18 protein-coding genes are annotated in these 13,083 nt (G+C 63.8%); 8 read left to right on the forward strand and 10 right to left on the reverse strand.

The features are described 5' to 3' along the window. Nucleotides 1-16 precede the first annotated feature (16 nt). Entirely contained in the window at nucleotides 17-238 is a 222-nt protein-coding gene (locus ACVILH_RS16370) for a hypothetical protein (RefSeq protein WP_456713804.1), read from the reverse strand. 326 nt (nucleotides 239-564) lie between these two features. Between ACVILH_RS16370 and ACVILH_RS16375 the strand changes: the two genes are divergently transcribed. Then, complete coding sequence (locus ACVILH_RS16375) at nucleotides 565-1,578, forward strand: lysylphosphatidylglycerol synthase transmembrane domain-containing protein (protein WP_456713805.1); 1,014 nt, start codon at nucleotides 565-567, stop codon at nucleotides 1,576-1,578. On the opposite strand, the gene ACVILH_RS16380 is transcribed toward ACVILH_RS16375, so the two are convergent. Together ACVILH_RS16380 and ACVILH_RS16385 are read right to left on the reverse strand one after the other, a co-directional pair. Continuing rightward, nucleotides 1,535-1,861 (reverse strand): DMT family transporter, encoded by a 327-nt coding sequence (locus ACVILH_RS16380; protein WP_456713806.1) that lies wholly within the window; start codon nucleotides 1,859-1,861, stop codon nucleotides 1,535-1,537. The two genes, ACVILH_RS16375 and ACVILH_RS16380, sit on opposite strands and share 44 nt — an antisense overlap. A gap of 137 nt (nucleotides 1,862-1,998) precedes the next feature. Continuing rightward, complete coding sequence (locus ACVILH_RS16385) at nucleotides 1,999-2,259, reverse strand: hypothetical protein (protein WP_006609742.1); 261 nt, start codon at nucleotides 2,257-2,259, stop codon at nucleotides 1,999-2,001. Nucleotides 2,260-2,467: 208 nt separating this feature from the next. On the opposite strand from ACVILH_RS16385, the gene ACVILH_RS16390 reads away from it, so the two are divergent. Further along, nucleotides 2,468-3,442: a quinone oxidoreductase family protein gene (locus ACVILH_RS16390; protein ID WP_456713807.1), complete on the forward strand. Its 975-nt coding sequence runs from the start codon at nucleotides 2,468-2,470 to the stop codon at nucleotides 3,440-3,442. 64 nt (nucleotides 3,443-3,506) lie between these two features. Here ACVILH_RS16390 and ACVILH_RS16395 read toward each other — a convergent pair whose 3' ends face one another. Both ACVILH_RS16395 and ACVILH_RS16400 read right to left on the reverse strand, forming a co-directional pair. Beyond that, on the reverse strand, nucleotides 3,507-3,785 hold the full coding sequence (locus ACVILH_RS16395; protein ID WP_456713808.1) for a hypothetical protein: 279 nt from the start codon (nucleotides 3,783-3,785) through the stop codon (nucleotides 3,507-3,509). A gap of 135 nt (nucleotides 3,786-3,920) precedes the next feature. After that, nucleotides 3,921-4,538, reverse strand: coding sequence for a LexA family transcriptional regulator (locus ACVILH_RS16400; RefSeq protein ID WP_006609745.1), 618 nt, complete (start codon nucleotides 4,536-4,538; stop codon nucleotides 3,921-3,923). Nucleotides 4,539-4,689: 151 nt separating this feature from the next. Between ACVILH_RS16400 and ACVILH_RS16405 the strand changes: the two genes are divergently transcribed. The 3 genes from ACVILH_RS16405 to ACVILH_RS16415 all read left to right on the forward strand — a co-directional run bounded on the left by ACVILH_RS16405 (nucleotide 4,690) and on the right by ACVILH_RS16415 (nucleotide 6,646). Beyond that, the gene (locus ACVILH_RS16405; RefSeq protein WP_456713809.1) at nucleotides 4,690-5,220 is read left to right on the forward strand and encodes a GcrA family cell cycle regulator; all 531 of its coding nucleotides are present in this window, start codon (nucleotides 4,690-4,692) and stop codon (nucleotides 5,218-5,220) included. A gap of 51 nt (nucleotides 5,221-5,271) precedes the next feature. Further along, nucleotides 5,272-5,871: a DUF6456 domain-containing protein gene (locus ACVILH_RS16410; protein WP_456713810.1), complete on the forward strand. Its 600-nt coding sequence runs from the start codon at nucleotides 5,272-5,274 to the stop codon at nucleotides 5,869-5,871. Between the two features lie 334 nt (nucleotides 5,872-6,205). Further along, on the forward strand, nucleotides 6,206-6,646 hold the full coding sequence (locus ACVILH_RS16415) for a hypothetical protein (protein WP_456713811.1): 441 nt from the start codon (nucleotides 6,206-6,208) through the stop codon (nucleotides 6,644-6,646). Nucleotides 6,647-6,713: 67 nt separating this feature from the next. Here the strand turns inward: ACVILH_RS16415 and bamA are convergent, their stop codons facing one another. Next, nucleotides 6,714-9,026: an outer membrane protein assembly factor BamA gene (bamA, locus tag ACVILH_RS16420; RefSeq protein ID WP_456713812.1), complete on the reverse strand. Its 2,313-nt coding sequence runs from the start codon at nucleotides 9,024-9,026 to the stop codon at nucleotides 6,714-6,716. 231 nt (nucleotides 9,027-9,257) lie between these two features. Here bamA and ACVILH_RS16425 point away from each other — a divergent pair, with 231 nt between their 5' ends. Both ACVILH_RS16425 and ACVILH_RS16430 read left to right on the forward strand, forming a co-directional pair. Then, nucleotides 9,258-10,313, forward strand: coding sequence for a hypothetical protein (locus tag ACVILH_RS16425; RefSeq protein ID WP_456713813.1), 1,056 nt, complete (start codon nucleotides 9,258-9,260; stop codon nucleotides 10,311-10,313). Nucleotides 10,314-10,352: 39 nt separating this feature from the next. Next, a complete protein-coding gene (locus tag ACVILH_RS16430) occupies nucleotides 10,353-11,030 on the forward strand; it encodes a methyltransferase family protein (protein WP_456713814.1) in 678 nt (225 codons plus the stop codon). 173 nt (nucleotides 11,031-11,203) lie between these two features. Here the strand turns inward: ACVILH_RS16430 and ACVILH_RS16435 are convergent, their stop codons facing one another. Further along, nucleotides 11,204-11,437, reverse strand: coding sequence for a DUF6894 family protein (locus tag ACVILH_RS16435; RefSeq protein WP_012028945.1), 234 nt, complete (start codon nucleotides 11,435-11,437; stop codon nucleotides 11,204-11,206). Nucleotides 11,438-11,662: 225 nt separating this feature from the next. Beyond that, nucleotides 11,663-11,893 carry a hypothetical protein gene (locus tag ACVILH_RS16440; RefSeq protein ID WP_456713815.1) on the reverse strand — a complete coding sequence of 77 codons (231 nt, stop codon included), beginning with the start codon at nucleotides 11,891-11,893 and terminating at the stop codon, nucleotides 11,663-11,665. Between ACVILH_RS16440 and ACVILH_RS16445 the strand changes: the two genes are divergently transcribed. Next, a complete protein-coding gene (locus ACVILH_RS16445) occupies nucleotides 11,874-12,062 on the forward strand; it encodes a hypothetical protein (protein ID WP_257168616.1) in 189 nt (62 codons plus the stop codon). The genes ACVILH_RS16440 and ACVILH_RS16445 overlap by 20 nt on opposite strands. 2 nt (nucleotides 12,063-12,064) lie before the next feature. Here the strand turns inward: ACVILH_RS16445 and ACVILH_RS16450 are convergent, their stop codons facing one another. Then, nucleotides 12,065-12,391 carry a cupin domain-containing protein gene (locus ACVILH_RS16450; RefSeq protein ID WP_456713816.1) on the reverse strand — a complete coding sequence of 109 codons (327 nt, stop codon included), beginning with the start codon at nucleotides 12,389-12,391 and terminating at the stop codon, nucleotides 12,065-12,067. Continuing rightward, nucleotides 12,388-13,050 carry a YqcI/YcgG family protein gene (locus tag ACVILH_RS16455; RefSeq protein ID WP_456713817.1) on the reverse strand — a complete coding sequence of 221 codons (663 nt, stop codon included), beginning with the start codon at nucleotides 13,048-13,050 and terminating at the stop codon, nucleotides 12,388-12,390. The genes ACVILH_RS16450 and ACVILH_RS16455 overlap by 4 nt, the downstream gene beginning before the upstream one ends. Nucleotides 13,051-13,083: the final 33 nt, after the last annotated feature.

Genomic DNA, 13,083 nt, shown 5'->3' on the forward strand with positions numbered 1-13,083 from the left:
GCGTTCGCGGGTTGGCTCAGGCTGCAACGTCGAGCAGGCGCGACGAGCCCCGGATGAGGACCTTACGTCCGTCCGGCGTGATCCTGGCCGCTCCGCCGTCGACGACCGCAAGTCCAAGTGCAATGAGTTGTTCGACGATGAAGCCGTTCGGCCGACGGCCTTCGCGCACGGGACCGCGGAGAGCCTTGAGGGTCTCCCACTGATCCGGCGTCAGCTCGTGATCGAATTCCGCGTTCATGGTGCCTCGAACCTTGTTGTTGCGCTCACGTCTTAGGCACACAGCGTGACGAAGATGCGACCGCTATGCATCCGTAGTGATACGGCTCGCTTCATTACGCGCGAAGGACGGTGCGATTAATTCAAATTTGAATGATCCGCAATGTGCGATGCAGCACTGTTTCGTCAACGCACTGCGCCACGCGAATGGCGTGGAATTAACGATCGATTAAGGATTCGTCGTCTGCGATCGAACGGTAACGCAGCTGTCACATGGACGTGCCAAACGGCGCCATCATCCCGCTCGAATCAGCCGGCGCACATCGCCTCGGCGAGAAGATCCGCTGAATGGCCGTGCTGAACGATGATCTGCCTCCGCAGCTGAACAGCAGGGCCTGGCTGCGCGGTTTGGCGGGATTTGCCTTGAGCCTCGTGATCGCTGGGATCGCGGTCGCCGTGCTCGCACGCGCGATCAAGAAGCTCGATATCGCTCATGCGGTCTCGATCGCGCAGGCGACTGATCCCAAGCTCATCGGTCTCGCACTGGCCTTGATCGCGCTCTCCTACGGCGGTCTGATCTTCTATGATCTCTTTGCGCTCCGCACGATCGGTCGCAAGGACATCCCGTTTCGTGCTGCCGCTGTTGGCAGCTTCACGAGCTATCCGATTGCCCACGGCATCGGCGCTGTCGCGCTGATCTCGCCGCTGGTGCGCTATCGCGTCTACGCCCCTTACAAGCTCGGTGCGCTCGACATCGCCAAGATCAGCTTCCTCACGGGCTTGACGTTCTGGCTCGGCAATCTGACAGCGCTCGGCCTCAGCTTGATGATTGATCCCGATGCGTTCGGCTGGGTGGAGTATTGGCCGCCGACGCTCAACCGGCTGGTCGCCGCCGCGCTGCTGTGCGGCATTCTCGCCTTTGTCATCTGGAGCTGGCCCGGACGGCGCAGCGAGCGATGGCGGCTGCGCCTGCCGTCAGGCCCGACGGTGTTGTTGCAGATCCTGATCGGATTGTTCGATCTCAGCACCGCGGCACTTGCGATGTATGTCCTGATTCCGGCCGAGCTCGGCATCGATGTCGCGCGACTGATGGCTGTGTTCATTGCTGCGACACTGCTCGGCTTCGCCAGTCACGCGCCGGCGGGCATCGGACTGTTCGATGCCACGATCATGCTCGGGCTTGGCGGCGATGATCAGGACCAGCTGCTCGCGGCGCTGCTGATGTTCCGCATCCTCTATCACCTGATCCCGTTCATCCTGTCCTTGACGCTGTTCGGTGGCATCGAGCTGTGCCGAAGCTGGCGTGGGAGCAGGACGGTCAGACCGGCGAGTTCAGCTTCAGCCCCACCATGCCGGCAATGATCAGCGTCAGACAGAGCAGGCGGATCGGATCGGCCGGCTCGCTATACAACCACATGCCGACAACGATGCTGCCGGCTGCGCCAATGCCCGTCCACACCGCATAGGCGGTGCCGAACGGCAGTGACCGCAAGGCGAGCGACATCATCGCAAAGCTGAGCAGGATCGCGACGACGGTTCCGAGGCTTGGCCAGAAGCGGGTCAGGCCGTCGGAATGCTTGAGGCCCAGCGCCCAGATGATTTCGAGCAGGCCGGCGGCCAGGAGTGCGAGCCAGCCGCTCGTCATGGCCGCGGGCTCTTCAACGGCGGAGCAATCGCACGCGATGGTCCGGGCATTCTCGTCTCCACGCGATCCGAATGCCGCTCATCTGCAATCTTTGCACGACGGGCATGTGACAGCGCCGAGGACGAAGCCGTCCGAAACTACCGCTCCTGCATCATCGTGAATACGAAGCCGGTCAGGCTTGCCCCGACTGCAAAGGCCAGCGTGAATGTGCCGACAAAGACGACGAACGTCATGTGCGGGTCGAGGCTGTGGGCGATGAGAGTGGAGATGCCGAACGCATCGACCTGTGTCAGGGCGAACGCAAAGCCAAGCCCCAGCGCGGTGCCCATGAACGTGTGACAGGCGAGCTCGATCAGGATGGCCGGGCTGACCACGGCACTGCGTTTTTTCGGCGGCATGAGGCGGTCCTCGCTGTTGGCCGATGAACGCGGGAACGGCGGACGGGGTTCCTGGCGAGCGCTCCAGCGATCGAGGCCGCATCGAAGGCGGTTGCCAGGGGGCGTGGTGAGCGGCTACCTAATGAGCCGACGGTGCCGATGCAGGCAGAACAATAACCGCGGCAGAACGGCGCGACCGTCAGGCTCCTGCAGGGAGGATGAGCAAGACATGACGAACGCCATTCGCTTCCATAAGACCGGCGGCCCCGAGGTGCTCACTTGGGAGCAGGTCGAGGTCGGCAAGCCAGGGCCGGGCGAGGCGCGCATTCGCCACACGGCGGTCGGCCTCAACTTCATCGACATCTACAACCGGTCGGGCCTCTATCCGGTGCAGCTTCCGAGCGGCTTGGGCAGCGAGGGCGCCGGCGTGGTCGAGGAGCTGGGCGAAGGGGTGACGGACCTGAAGGTCGGCGACCGCGTTGCCTATGGCTCGTCGCCGCTCGGCGCCTATTCCGAGGCCCGGCTGATGCCGGCCGCGCTGCTGCTGAAGCTGCCCGATGAGATCGACGACAAGACCGCGGCCGCGATGATGCTCAAGGGCCTGACGGCGCAATATCTGATCCGGCAGACCTACCGCGTCAAGGCGGGCGAGACCATCCTGCTGCATGCCGCCGCCGGCGGCGTCGGGCTGATCCTCAGCCAATGGGCCAAGCATCTCGGCGTCACCGTCATCGGCACCGTGTCCAGCGACGACAAGGCGGAACTGGCCAAGGCGCATGGCTGCGACCATACCATCGTCTACAGCCGCGAGGACTTCGTCGCCCGTGTGAACGAGATCACCGGCGGCAAGAAGGTGCCGGTGGTCTACGATTCCGTCGGCAAGGACACGTTCCTGAAGTCGCTCGATTGCCTCGCACCGCTCGGCTATGCGGTATTGTTCGGGCAGTCGTCGGGCGCGGTCGATCCGCTCAATCTCGGCCTGCTCGCGCAGAAGGGCTCGCTGTTCGTCACCCGTCCGACGCTGTTCACCTACGCCGCCAAGCGCGAGAGCCTGGTCGCGATGGCCAACGAGCTGTTCGACGTCGTGAAGTCGGGCGCGGTGAAGATCGAGGTCAACCAGACCTATCCGCTCAAGGAGGCGGCGCAGGCGCACGCCGATCTGGCGGCGCGCAAGACCACCGGCTCCACCGTCCTGCTGGTCTGAGCGAGCGGCGGACAGGCGTTGGTGGGCGGCCGCACATGCGGGGCGTCTGCCAGCCCCCGGCCGGTCAGCCGGCCGGCTCGTGCTTGCGGAGATCACGCAAATGATCGAACCGCATGGCCTTCAAGTCCGTTTCCTGGTGATGGATCTCGGGCAACGCCGCCTCTGACATAAGGTCCGCGGTGATGTCGGCGACGGATTGGCCGACGATCTCGTGAATGAAGCTGATATTGGAATACTCGCCCGACACGATCCGGGCGACGACGTCTCGCCGGGTCAATTCGGGATCGACCACGGCCTCGCGTCCGCGGCGGCCGTAGTCGATCATCACGACGAAATACTGCATGGAGCGCCAGTTCGCCTTCGGCTGACTGTGATCGCGCCATTATTTCTGTAAATCAGAAAAATGTCAAGGCCGATTCGGACCTGAGCAGCAAGCCGGCGGGGAGCGCGTCGGCGCCCCCGCGACCCGCCTCGAGCCTTACTTGTTGGCTGCGCGGGCGCGCGACTTCGCCGCCGCCTTGGCCCGGATGCGCGAGATCTGGCCGCGCGGCAGGGTGACGAAGATCTCGCCGATCCAGTCCAGCTTCACGCCGACGATCGGCTTGGCGTTGAAGCTCTTCAGATTGACCACGGACGGCGACTTGCCGCGCTCGATCGTCTTCAAATAGCGTTCGCCGGACTTCAGCCGCACCACGGCCTCCTCGCCGTAGAAGCTCGACAGCGGGTGGCGCTGCTCCTTGTAGACGACGATCACGTCGCCGCTCTCATATTTCGGCAGCATCGAATCACCCATCACCTCGAAGGCGACCGTCTCTTCGGAGATCGGGAACGGCAGGGCGACCTCGCCCAGGCCCTCGAGCGGCACCTGCTCGTAATCCGGCTCGATTACCGAGCCGGCGCCGACGCGTCCCATGATCGGGACGGAGTTCAGCTCCAGATATTCCGTGATCAGGGGGATTTCGGCCGCCTTGATCAGGCGCTGGCCTCCGAGGATCTCGGAGACGGCGCCCGGGCGCACGCCCATGGCGCGTGCCAATCCTCCCTTGGTCTTTCCCGGCTTCTCGAGTGCACGCTCGATCATGGCGACGTCCAACATGGCTTTGACCCCTTTTGCGAATCTCGGAAAGCAGTATATGTTTCGCATTATCAGAATTCAAGCTTGACTTTTTCTTCGGAATATCGGAAGATTTGGCCGTCGGGTGCTGCCGGCCGGTCCGGCGGCCCCGACCCAGAAGAAAGAGGCGAGAATGCAATCCACCGATTGGCCAGACCAACATTCCAAGATGCTGTGCGAGCTCCATGCCCAGGGGCGGTCCTATGCCGAGATCGCGCGCGCCCTCAACAAGCAGTTCGGAACCGCCTATACGCGGAACGCGACGCTCGGCCGCGGCAAGCGGATCGGGCTGATCGCCCCCGGCGGGCCGAAAGCCGCGCGATCCGACCCCCGGCCGATGTCCGCGGCGGTCCGAACCGTGCGGCGAAGCGCGGAGGCGGCGGCGCGGCCGATGTCGGCTCCATCGAAACCCCGCGCGCCGGTCAAGCTGCGCTGCGTCGGCATCAGCCCGCGGCTGCTGTCGCTCGATCAGCTCGAACCCAACGACTGCCACTACCCCTATGGCGGCGACCGCGACGGCGATCCGATCACCTTCTGCGGCCATCCGCGCCAGCCCGGCTCCTGCTACTGCACGCCGCATTACCATCTCACACGGCTTCCGCCTGAGGAGACCGTGGTGCGCCCCGGCGGCCGTTTGATCCTGCGGCTGGTCGCCGCCGCGTAGCCGCGGCAAGCCCGACCCGACCTGACCCCACCCATTTTCCGGAGACGAGACATGGCGCGCCCCAGACGCAGCAAGCCCTATCGCATGGCCAAAACCCACGACCGCAGAGCTCACGACCTGCCGTTGAATGCTGACGTGATTCCGGTGGAAATCGACGATCCGCTGGCGCTCGAGCCGGGCGAGAAGATCGTCGCGTTGCGATCGGTCCGCGGCGACCCGCTCGGCCGGCTGCATGCGCACAAGCAGCTCGATGACGCCCAATTCCGCGCCGGTCGGGCTTTCCAGCACGATTGGGAGCGAGCTGAGCGGGGGCCGCAGGCCATCGACCCCACCCGCGAGCATGTCGACGGCGCGCGCGGGCGTGAGCCGGTGACCGAAGGCCAACGGCAGGCCGTGCTGCGGCTGAACCGGGCCGAGCGCGAGCTCGGGGCGGACGGGGCGGCGATCACCCATGATGTCCTGGTGCAAGGTCTGACGATGGAGCAGGTCGGTCACAAGCGGGGTTTCGCCAGCCAGCGCTGGAATGACTATTTCGCCCGCCGCTTCAAGGAATGCCTGGACCGGCTGGCCGTGGTGTACGGCTTTGCCTCCGAGCGCGTCGCCGCCAAGCATCATCAGGCCTCGCGATCGAACCAGCCGGTGCGGATGTAAGTGCATCTGGCTGCCGTCGTGCCATCAGCGATGGCGCGACGGCGTCGGTGCCCGTTTGGCTTAGGGAAGCCTCTGCTGAAGTCATCGAGGCTCCTGTCTGTCTTCTTTGTGTTTGTGAGCGCGCACGCATTGGTTTCCGGTACCGGTCTGTCGGTTCGCGGAAAATGCGCATGACAGGCGTTGAACCACCTGCCGAAGCGGACGTCTAAAACAGAATAAGGGAGCGCCCTGTTCAGAGCCGATGCCCGGTGTCACCGGACCGCGTCGTTGACGCAGGTCAAGCGGCTCGCCTGGGCTTGTTGTATCAGAGACGGACGAAGCGACGGGGGGATGCATGATCAGCGGTCAAAGTCTCTACGGTTCAGCCAGCGTCAGAATCGCGCTTGCCGCAGCCGCGTTAGTCGTCGGTGCAACATGCGCGCCCGCGCCGTCCTTGGCGCGCGCAGCCGCCCCTGTCAGCAAGCAGGGCATCGTGAAGGCGTCAGCCTCAGACGCAACCGATCTCAGCGCGCGCCGGCGCTATCGGCGCGTCTATCGCGGCAATCCGGCGGCCGGTCTCGCCATCATGGGCGTCATGATCGGGACGATCGGCGCGATTGCCGCACATCAGCATGATGATGACTATTATTATTACGGTGGGCCGGGCTATTACGCTGGACCCGGCTATTACGGACCGCCCCGGGTCTATTATGCGCCGCAGCCGTACTACGGTCATCCGTATTACGGCCACCCCTATTATGGGCCGCGCGTTCACTATTACTATCAACCCTATTGAGAGCGGATCGATTGGCTCACGGCTGAGCAGCCGTGGGCAGTGGTCGTGCGGAGCTTGAAAGCTGAGCTTAGAAGCCGCCGGCGCCGAAGCGCAGCGGCTGCACGACGTCATAGGCGGCCTTGCTGATCGGCACCGCATAATCCACGGTCAGCGGGCCGAATGGCGAGGCCCAGGTCATGCCCACGCCGACCGAGGACCGCAGGACGTTCTTGTTCGCCACCTGGACATTCTGCGTCGGTCCGCGATAGCCGAACACGGTGCCCGCATCGACGAAGGCCGATGCGCGCAAGCCGTATTCCTGCGGCAGGCCTGGAATGTTGCTCTGCAGCTCTGCGGTGGTCGCCCAATAGAAGCTGCCGCCGACGTTGTCCATCGTCGATCCCGGCGTGAGATCGCGCGGGCCGAAGCCGCCTGGCGCGAAGCCACGTACCATCGTGGGGCCGCCGAAAAAGCTGTTGAGCAGCGGTGCCTGCTGGCCTCCCCATCCGGTGATATAGCCGCCCTGGCCACGGACCATCGCGGTCAGATCGCTGTTGATGGAGCGGTAGTAACGGACGTCGGCCGTCGTCCGCAAAAATCGGACGTCGCCGCCGAGACCGGCGAGATCCTGGCTCAGCTGCGAGCGGATGCCGCTGGTCGGCAGCTTGTTGTTGTCGAGCGTGTTATAGGTGACAGTGTTTCCGATCTGGGACACGGTCTGCCGTCCTGCGGTGACCGCCTGCCGCACCGGTACAGATACTTGCGCCGGCGACAGCCCCGGCGCGAGCACGACCTTCTGATCGTAGAGCGAGTAGCGCCACAACATCGCGGTCTGCTCGCTCACGGGCATGCCCAGCGTAAGGGCGCCGCCATAGCTGTTGCTGCCGAAGGATTGGAAGTTGCTGACCATGCTCTGCCGCGCGAACAGCTCGACCCCGGGCGTCATCCGGCCGAGCGCGTAAGGCGAGGTGAAGGACAGGTTGGCGCCGCGCGCAAACTGACCATAGGTGAACGTCGCCTGCGCCGTGTTGCCGGTGCCGAGCACGTTGCGATCGCCGATCTTGACCTCCGCGAGCACGCCGTCCGTCGATGAGTAGCCGCCGGAGACATTGAAGTCGCCGGTCGGCTGGTCGACGGTCTCGACGTCGAGCACCACGCGATCCCGCGCCGAGCCTGGGCTCGTCGTGATCTTGACGGTCTTGAAATAGTTGAGATTGCGCAGGCGCCGCTCGGCGCGGTCGACCAGCGTCTTGTTATAGGCGTCGCCTTCACCGAAATCGAACTCGCGGCGGATGACGTCGTCGCGCGTGGTCTTGTTGCCATGGATCTCGATGCGCTCGACATAGATGCGCTGCCCCGGCTCGATCTGGAAGCCGACGTCGGCGATGCCGCCTCGCGGGTTGCGATTGATCCGCGGCTCGACCTGCGTGAACGGCAAGCCGAGCTTGCCCAATTCGGCCGTCAGCGCCTCGGCGGTCTTGTCGAGCTTGCCCTGGTCGAAAACGTCGCCCTGTTGAATCAGCAGCAGCGGGCGCAAGCGCTCGCAGGCCAGCCCCTCCACGTTGCAGGAGATCTCGATCGTCCCGAACTTGTAGAGCGCGCCCTCGTCGATGGTGAAGCTCAGATCGAAGCCGTTGGATGCGCGGTCGAACTCGACGTTGACATTCGTCACCTCGGCGTCGGCATAGCCGTGATTGCGGTAGTATTGTCGCAGCAGCTCGCGATCCTCGTTGACCCGGTCGGCGTCATAGGCGTCTCCGCCGGTCACGAAGCTCAGCACGGTCGACACCGATGTCTTCATGATCGCGCGCAGCTGCCTTGCGCCATAGGCGTTGTTGCCGACGAAGCTGATCGCCCGCACCGGCGTCTTCTTGCCTTCGGTGATGCTGAAGATTAGATCGACGCGATCATTGCCGCGGTCGATGATCTCAGGAACGACACGGACATCGTCCCGACCGACGCGATGATAGGCCTGGAGGATGCGGGCGACATCGCCCTGGACCGTGGCGCGCTGCAGGCCCGCGCGCGGCTTCGACAAGACCGCGCTGGTCAGGTCGGCGTCCTTCACCTTCTTGTTACCCTCGAAAGCGACCCTATCGAGCACTTTTGCTTCCGCCAGCCGGACGACGATCCGGCCCTCGGCACGGCTGATCTTGACGTCCTCGAAAAGGCCGGTTGCGACCAGGGCCTTCAGGCCGGCATCGAGTGCCGCGTTGTCGTAGCGGCCGTTGGCGTCGGCATGAAAATAGGATTGCACGGTTGCGACATCGACGCGTCGATTGCCCTGCACGGTGAGGGTTTCCGCCTGCGCCGCGAGCATCGGCGACGTCAGCGCTGCCATGAGCATTGCGACCTGCAGCGGTCGGCTCAAGCGAAGGTGACGCCGGTACCGGGCGGTCATGATGTTCGCTCCTGCCTGCTCGTCATTGCCGTGATGCAAGAGCCGGCGGGCGGCCAAATCATGTCAGGGTTGTGGAGACTTGTGGGCCTGCGATCACGCCTGCGAAGGTTGCGGGACGGAACCAATGTAGGTCGCAGAATCGACGCAGAGTCGATTCAAACGCTGACCAGGATTGTGCTCATTCGCTCGCGACGGCAGCTGCCGGCGGTGAGCGTTTGTCAGGAGCAGACCATGCGCGCGATCGCTCTGGCCCTCATTGTTTGTACCTTCATTCAGTCGGCTCTCGCAGCCGCCCCCGTGCCGGAGATCGATCCGCGCGCGTCGCTTGGCGTGGTTCAGAACTGGATCTACAACTACCGGACCAAGCCGGACTACGCCCATGTGCCGGCGGCGGTGCGGGTGCTGTTCCACTCGCAGACGTTCAAGGAGCCGGAGAATTCCGGCATCTATCTCGGCTTCATTGCGGGTGCGATCGGCTCCAACCCGGCCAAGGCCGAGCAGCTCGTCAACAGCTTCTTTCCGGTGCCGCCCGAGGAGGAGTGGGTCATCGTGCGTGCCATCGCCTATTCGGGCCTGCCGGACTGGCGCAACCTGCTGCGCAAGGTAGCGACGAAGATGCCGGGCCGCCGCGTGATGATCGACGGCTATCTCAGCGGTACGCAGCCGACGCTGATGGACATTCCGTTGGAGGAAGCCAAGCCGGGCATGATGGACAAGCTGCGCGGCGCCATGACGCAGAACCCGTTCAAGAAGGAGGAGCGCAAGCTCGATACCCGGCTGAGCTACGCGACCCATCAGGATCTGCTCGATATCCTCTGGGGCTATTACTTCGCCACCGGCTCGCGCGTGCCGATCCAGCGCATCGTGCAGATGCTGCCGTGGTCCAAGAGCCGCGACACTGTCGACAAGCTGACCATCGGCAGCATGGCGCGCTACACGCTCGCCAGCTACGCGGTGCGCGATGCCAGCCTGCGCGATTATCTTCGCGACGAGCTGGCGCGGCAGTCGGGGCCCGTCAAGGAGCCGCTGAGGGAAGTCGTCGAGGCCGCCGACACCGTGCAGCTCGGCGCCGTCCGCAAGGATGCCGTTGCTGCCGTCGACGAGCTCAAGCTCAAAGGCTCGGACACGCGACGCAACATGGATTTCTGGGGGCAGCTCGGCGTCGGCGCGCTGGCGCTCGGCTGCGTGTCGGCTGCGGCGCTTGGGCAGGTGGCGGTCGGCATCCCCTGCGTGATCGGCGGCTCCGCCTCGCAAGGGCTGTTGTCATTCTGGGAGAAGCAGCAATAGCGCTCTGGAACTGAGCGGGTTTGCGACTATTGTCGCGGCATGGATGGCCTCATCGCCAAGGCGGTCGCAAGCCTCATCATCCTGATGCTGGTGATGGGAGGCCTGATCTTTGGGGCGGCCGGCAGCTTTCACTACTGGCAAGCCTGGGTCTTCCTGATCACCTATTTCGCCGCATCCGTGGGCGTGCTGATCGACCTGCTGCGCCGCGATCGTCCCCTGCTGGAGCGTCGCATGCGCGGAGGGCCGTTCGCCGAAAGGGAGCCGGTTCAACGCCTGATCATGACGATCGTCTCCTTGTCGTTCGTCGGATTGCTGCTGCTGCCCGCTTTGGACCACCGCTTCCGCTGGTCTCAGATGGGAGCGCCCACAGTCGTCGGCGGTGACGTTCTGGTTGTGCTTGGCTTCCTTGGGATCTGGCGCGTGTTTCGCGAGAACAGCTTTGCGGCAGCCACCGTGGAGGTGGCTCGCGACCAGACCGTCATATCGACCGGGCCATACGCCGTCGTGCGTCATCCGATGTACGCGGCGGCGCTGCTGCTGCTGGCGGGCATTCCGATCGCGCTGGGATCGTGGTGGTCGCTGCTGCTCACGCTTGCCGTCTCGCCCGTTCTGGTCTGGCGCCTGCTTCACGAAGAACGCGTGCTGGCTCAGCAGCTCTCCGGCTACCCGGCGTATCAGGCGCGCGTGCGCTGGCGGCTGGTGCCATTGATCTGGTGAGCCAGTGTCTGATGAAGGCGTTGTCTGGTGAGCACGGGCCCGCACAGCTTGGCCGGTTGTCGGCCATCCACCACTGCAGGAAACATCTCAATGGTTGATGTTGAGGGCTTAAAATCTACGAAAAGTTGCAATTTGCTCCGGCGACCCGTCAGTGTCGGCAAGCCGACAAAAAATCAGGACAGGCTGGCCTTCACCGCCGCGGGGTAAACCGGCTCCCTGTGAATCTCCGCGCCCGATTCGTCGACGACGACGATCGACAGCCTCCGATCGGTGATGCGGGGGTCATGGCGAAGCCGCCGGGCGAGATCCCGGCTATGCTCGATCGCCCCGGCGCTGGTCGCAAATTCGAGACCCGTCCGGTCCCTGGTCGGAATGCCATCCTTCATATCGAAATAGTAAGTGCGCATGGTCTTCCTACAACCGCTGTGTTGCGGGAGTGGCGCGCAGAAGCCGAACCGGCATCCGCAATCCGTAGTCCTCCCGCTCAAACTATAGAAGACCTCTAATGTGGAGGACAAGCTTACCTCCACCGTAATCCCCCTTCATGGTTCGGTAAATGACCGTTTTCGCTGGTATGGTACGCCAGAAACTGCCAGAAAGCTCACATTGTGCCGACAAAATCGACCGATTGGTCAGTTCGGCTTGCTGCAGGAGTTGTTCGCTGGCATACTTTCAACCTCTTCGGGTTCCGCCCGGTCGATTTCCAGGCGGGCCATGCGGAGGATCAGGGTCGCGGTGGTCAGACCAAGACTTTCCGCCTCGATTGCTGCAGTATCTACCTTGCGTGCAAGGCCTTCACGTTTGCTAAGGACTGGCATTACCGTTTCCTGCCAAAGGTGCGAGATGAAGAATCCCACATTCATCGCGGAGCTGCACACCAAGCTCGGAGCCCCATCGAGCGAAGCCGTCGAAAGCCTTCGGCTATTGAAGGCGTTTCTGAAGCTGGCCCCGGGCCAGCGCATCGAAGTCATCGACATGGTCGAGCGGCTGACCTCCGAATCCCATCCGGAAACCGACCGCCCCCTGTCCTGACCTCATCGTCCCTGATTGCATGCAATCGTGGCGGGCTCTCCCATCGCGATTGCATAAATTGCGTCGTCCAGCGCTTCGGACTCGTGCAGCGTCCCGGCCGGTAGCAGGATCTTGTCGCCCGCCGTGCAGATGCGCTCGCCGCCTTCCCATCGGAAGGTGAGCCTTCCCTTGATCACGACCAGCACCTCGTCCACCGGATGCGTGTGGAAGGCGTGGACCTTGCCGGCCGCGTCGTGCTGCAACTCGATGCAGCCCTGCGTCGGCAGCAGCGCGAGAATGTCGGGATCGATTGCGAACTCGGTCTTCGTGCCAGCGATGATCTGGGTCATGCGGCTTGCTCCTTATCTCCGATGGACGATGGCTTGGCCTGCGCGAGCTGGTGAAACGGGCAGGCGGGCGGCGGCTGATTGTCGTCGTAGAGGAAGTACTGCTTGAACTCCCTTCCCTCGGGATTGCCGTAGCGGCCGAGCAGGGGAGAGGGCGATGTGGTGTCGAACGGCACCAGACGCTTGCGCACCTCGTCGAATGCCTTCGCGGCCGCCTGCTCGGTGCCGAGCATCCGCTCGAACACCCAGCGCGGCTGGAAGGTCAGCATGAACGCGCTCGAGCGTCGGCTCTGACGCATGACATGCGCCGGCGTGCTGCAGACGACGAAGATCGGCTCGCCGGCGAACGAGAACTCCCACATCGGATGATCGACCGCCTGCGGAATCTCGGCAGGCCACGGCTTTTTGTCGTTGCGCGCGAGCTGATCGAGAATGCGCCAGAACTTCTTGTAGTAGGCGTCGAGCGTCTGCACCGGGCGCGGGCGGGTAAACAGGACGAGCGACGTGTTGGGTCCGTGCGAGCGACTTTCGTCGACGAACATGGCGAGCTGCTTGCCGAGAACGTCGATGTCGATCGGATCGAGAAACAGGTAGCGCAACTGATCGTGGCGATAGCCCGCGACGCCGAAGACGCACGGAAAGGGTCTTGCTTCGCTGCTCATCTGAGCTTCGAATTCTGAAAACAGGACGCTCTG

This window comes from Bradyrhizobium sp. USDA 4353 (genome assembly GCF_054063215.1).

What these genes read in the sequence shown, in the direction of transcription:
- ACVILH_RS16385 (WP_006609742.1), bottom strand. Translation starts at nt 2,259, where the DNA reads ATGCCGCCGAAAAAACGCAGTGCCGTGGTCAGCCCGGCCATCCTGATC.
- ACVILH_RS16395 (WP_456713808.1), bottom strand. Translation starts at nt 3,785, where the DNA reads ATGCAGTATTTCGTCGTGATGATCGACTACGGCCGCCGCGGACGCGAG.
- ACVILH_RS16390 (WP_456713807.1), top strand. Translation starts at nt 2,468, where the DNA reads ATGACGAACGCCATTCGCTTCCATAAGACCGGCGGCCCCGAGGTGCTC.
- ACVILH_RS16375 (WP_456713805.1), top strand. Translation starts at nt 565, where the DNA reads ATGGCCGTGCTGAACGATGATCTGCCTCCGCAGCTGAACAGCAGGGCC.
- ACVILH_RS16380 (WP_456713806.1), bottom strand. Translation starts at nt 1,861, where the DNA reads ATGACGAGCGGCTGGCTCGCACTCCTGGCCGCCGGCCTGCTCGAAATC.
- ACVILH_RS16370 (WP_456713804.1), bottom strand. Translation starts at nt 238, where the DNA reads ATGAACGCGGAATTCGATCACGAGCTGACGCCGGATCAGTGGGAGACC.
- ACVILH_RS16435 (WP_012028945.1), bottom strand. Translation starts at nt 11,437, where the DNA reads ATGCGCACTTACTATTTCGATATGAAGGATGGCATTCCGACCAGGGAC.
- ACVILH_RS16410 (WP_456713810.1), top strand. Translation starts at nt 5,272, where the DNA reads ATGGCGCGCCCCAGACGCAGCAAGCCCTATCGCATGGCCAAAACCCAC.
- ACVILH_RS16400 (WP_006609745.1), bottom strand. Translation starts at nt 4,538, where the DNA reads ATGTTGGACGTCGCCATGATCGAGCGTGCACTCGAGAAGCCGGGAAAG.
- ACVILH_RS16450 (WP_456713816.1), bottom strand. Translation starts at nt 12,391, where the DNA reads ATGACCCAGATCATCGCTGGCACGAAGACCGAGTTCGCAATCGATCCC.
- ACVILH_RS16445 (WP_257168616.1), top strand. Translation starts at nt 11,874, where the DNA reads ATGAAGAATCCCACATTCATCGCGGAGCTGCACACCAAGCTCGGAGCC.
- ACVILH_RS16430 (WP_456713814.1), top strand. Translation starts at nt 10,353, where the DNA reads ATGGATGGCCTCATCGCCAAGGCGGTCGCAAGCCTCATCATCCTGATG.
- ACVILH_RS16415 (WP_456713811.1), top strand. Translation starts at nt 6,206, where the DNA reads ATGATCAGCGGTCAAAGTCTCTACGGTTCAGCCAGCGTCAGAATCGCG.
- ACVILH_RS16440 (WP_456713815.1), bottom strand. Translation starts at nt 11,893, where the DNA reads ATGAATGTGGGATTCTTCATCTCGCACCTTTGGCAGGAAACGGTAATG.
- ACVILH_RS16425 (WP_456713813.1), top strand. Translation starts at nt 9,258, where the DNA reads ATGCGCGCGATCGCTCTGGCCCTCATTGTTTGTACCTTCATTCAGTCG.
- ACVILH_RS16455 (WP_456713817.1), bottom strand. Translation starts at nt 13,050, where the DNA reads ATGAGCAGCGAAGCAAGACCCTTTCCGTGCGTCTTCGGCGTCGCGGGC.
- bamA (WP_456713812.1), bottom strand. Translation starts at nt 9,026, where the DNA reads ATGACCGCCCGGTACCGGCGTCACCTTCGCTTGAGCCGACCGCTGCAG.
- ACVILH_RS16405 (WP_456713809.1), top strand. Translation starts at nt 4,690, where the DNA reads ATGCAATCCACCGATTGGCCAGACCAACATTCCAAGATGCTGTGCGAG.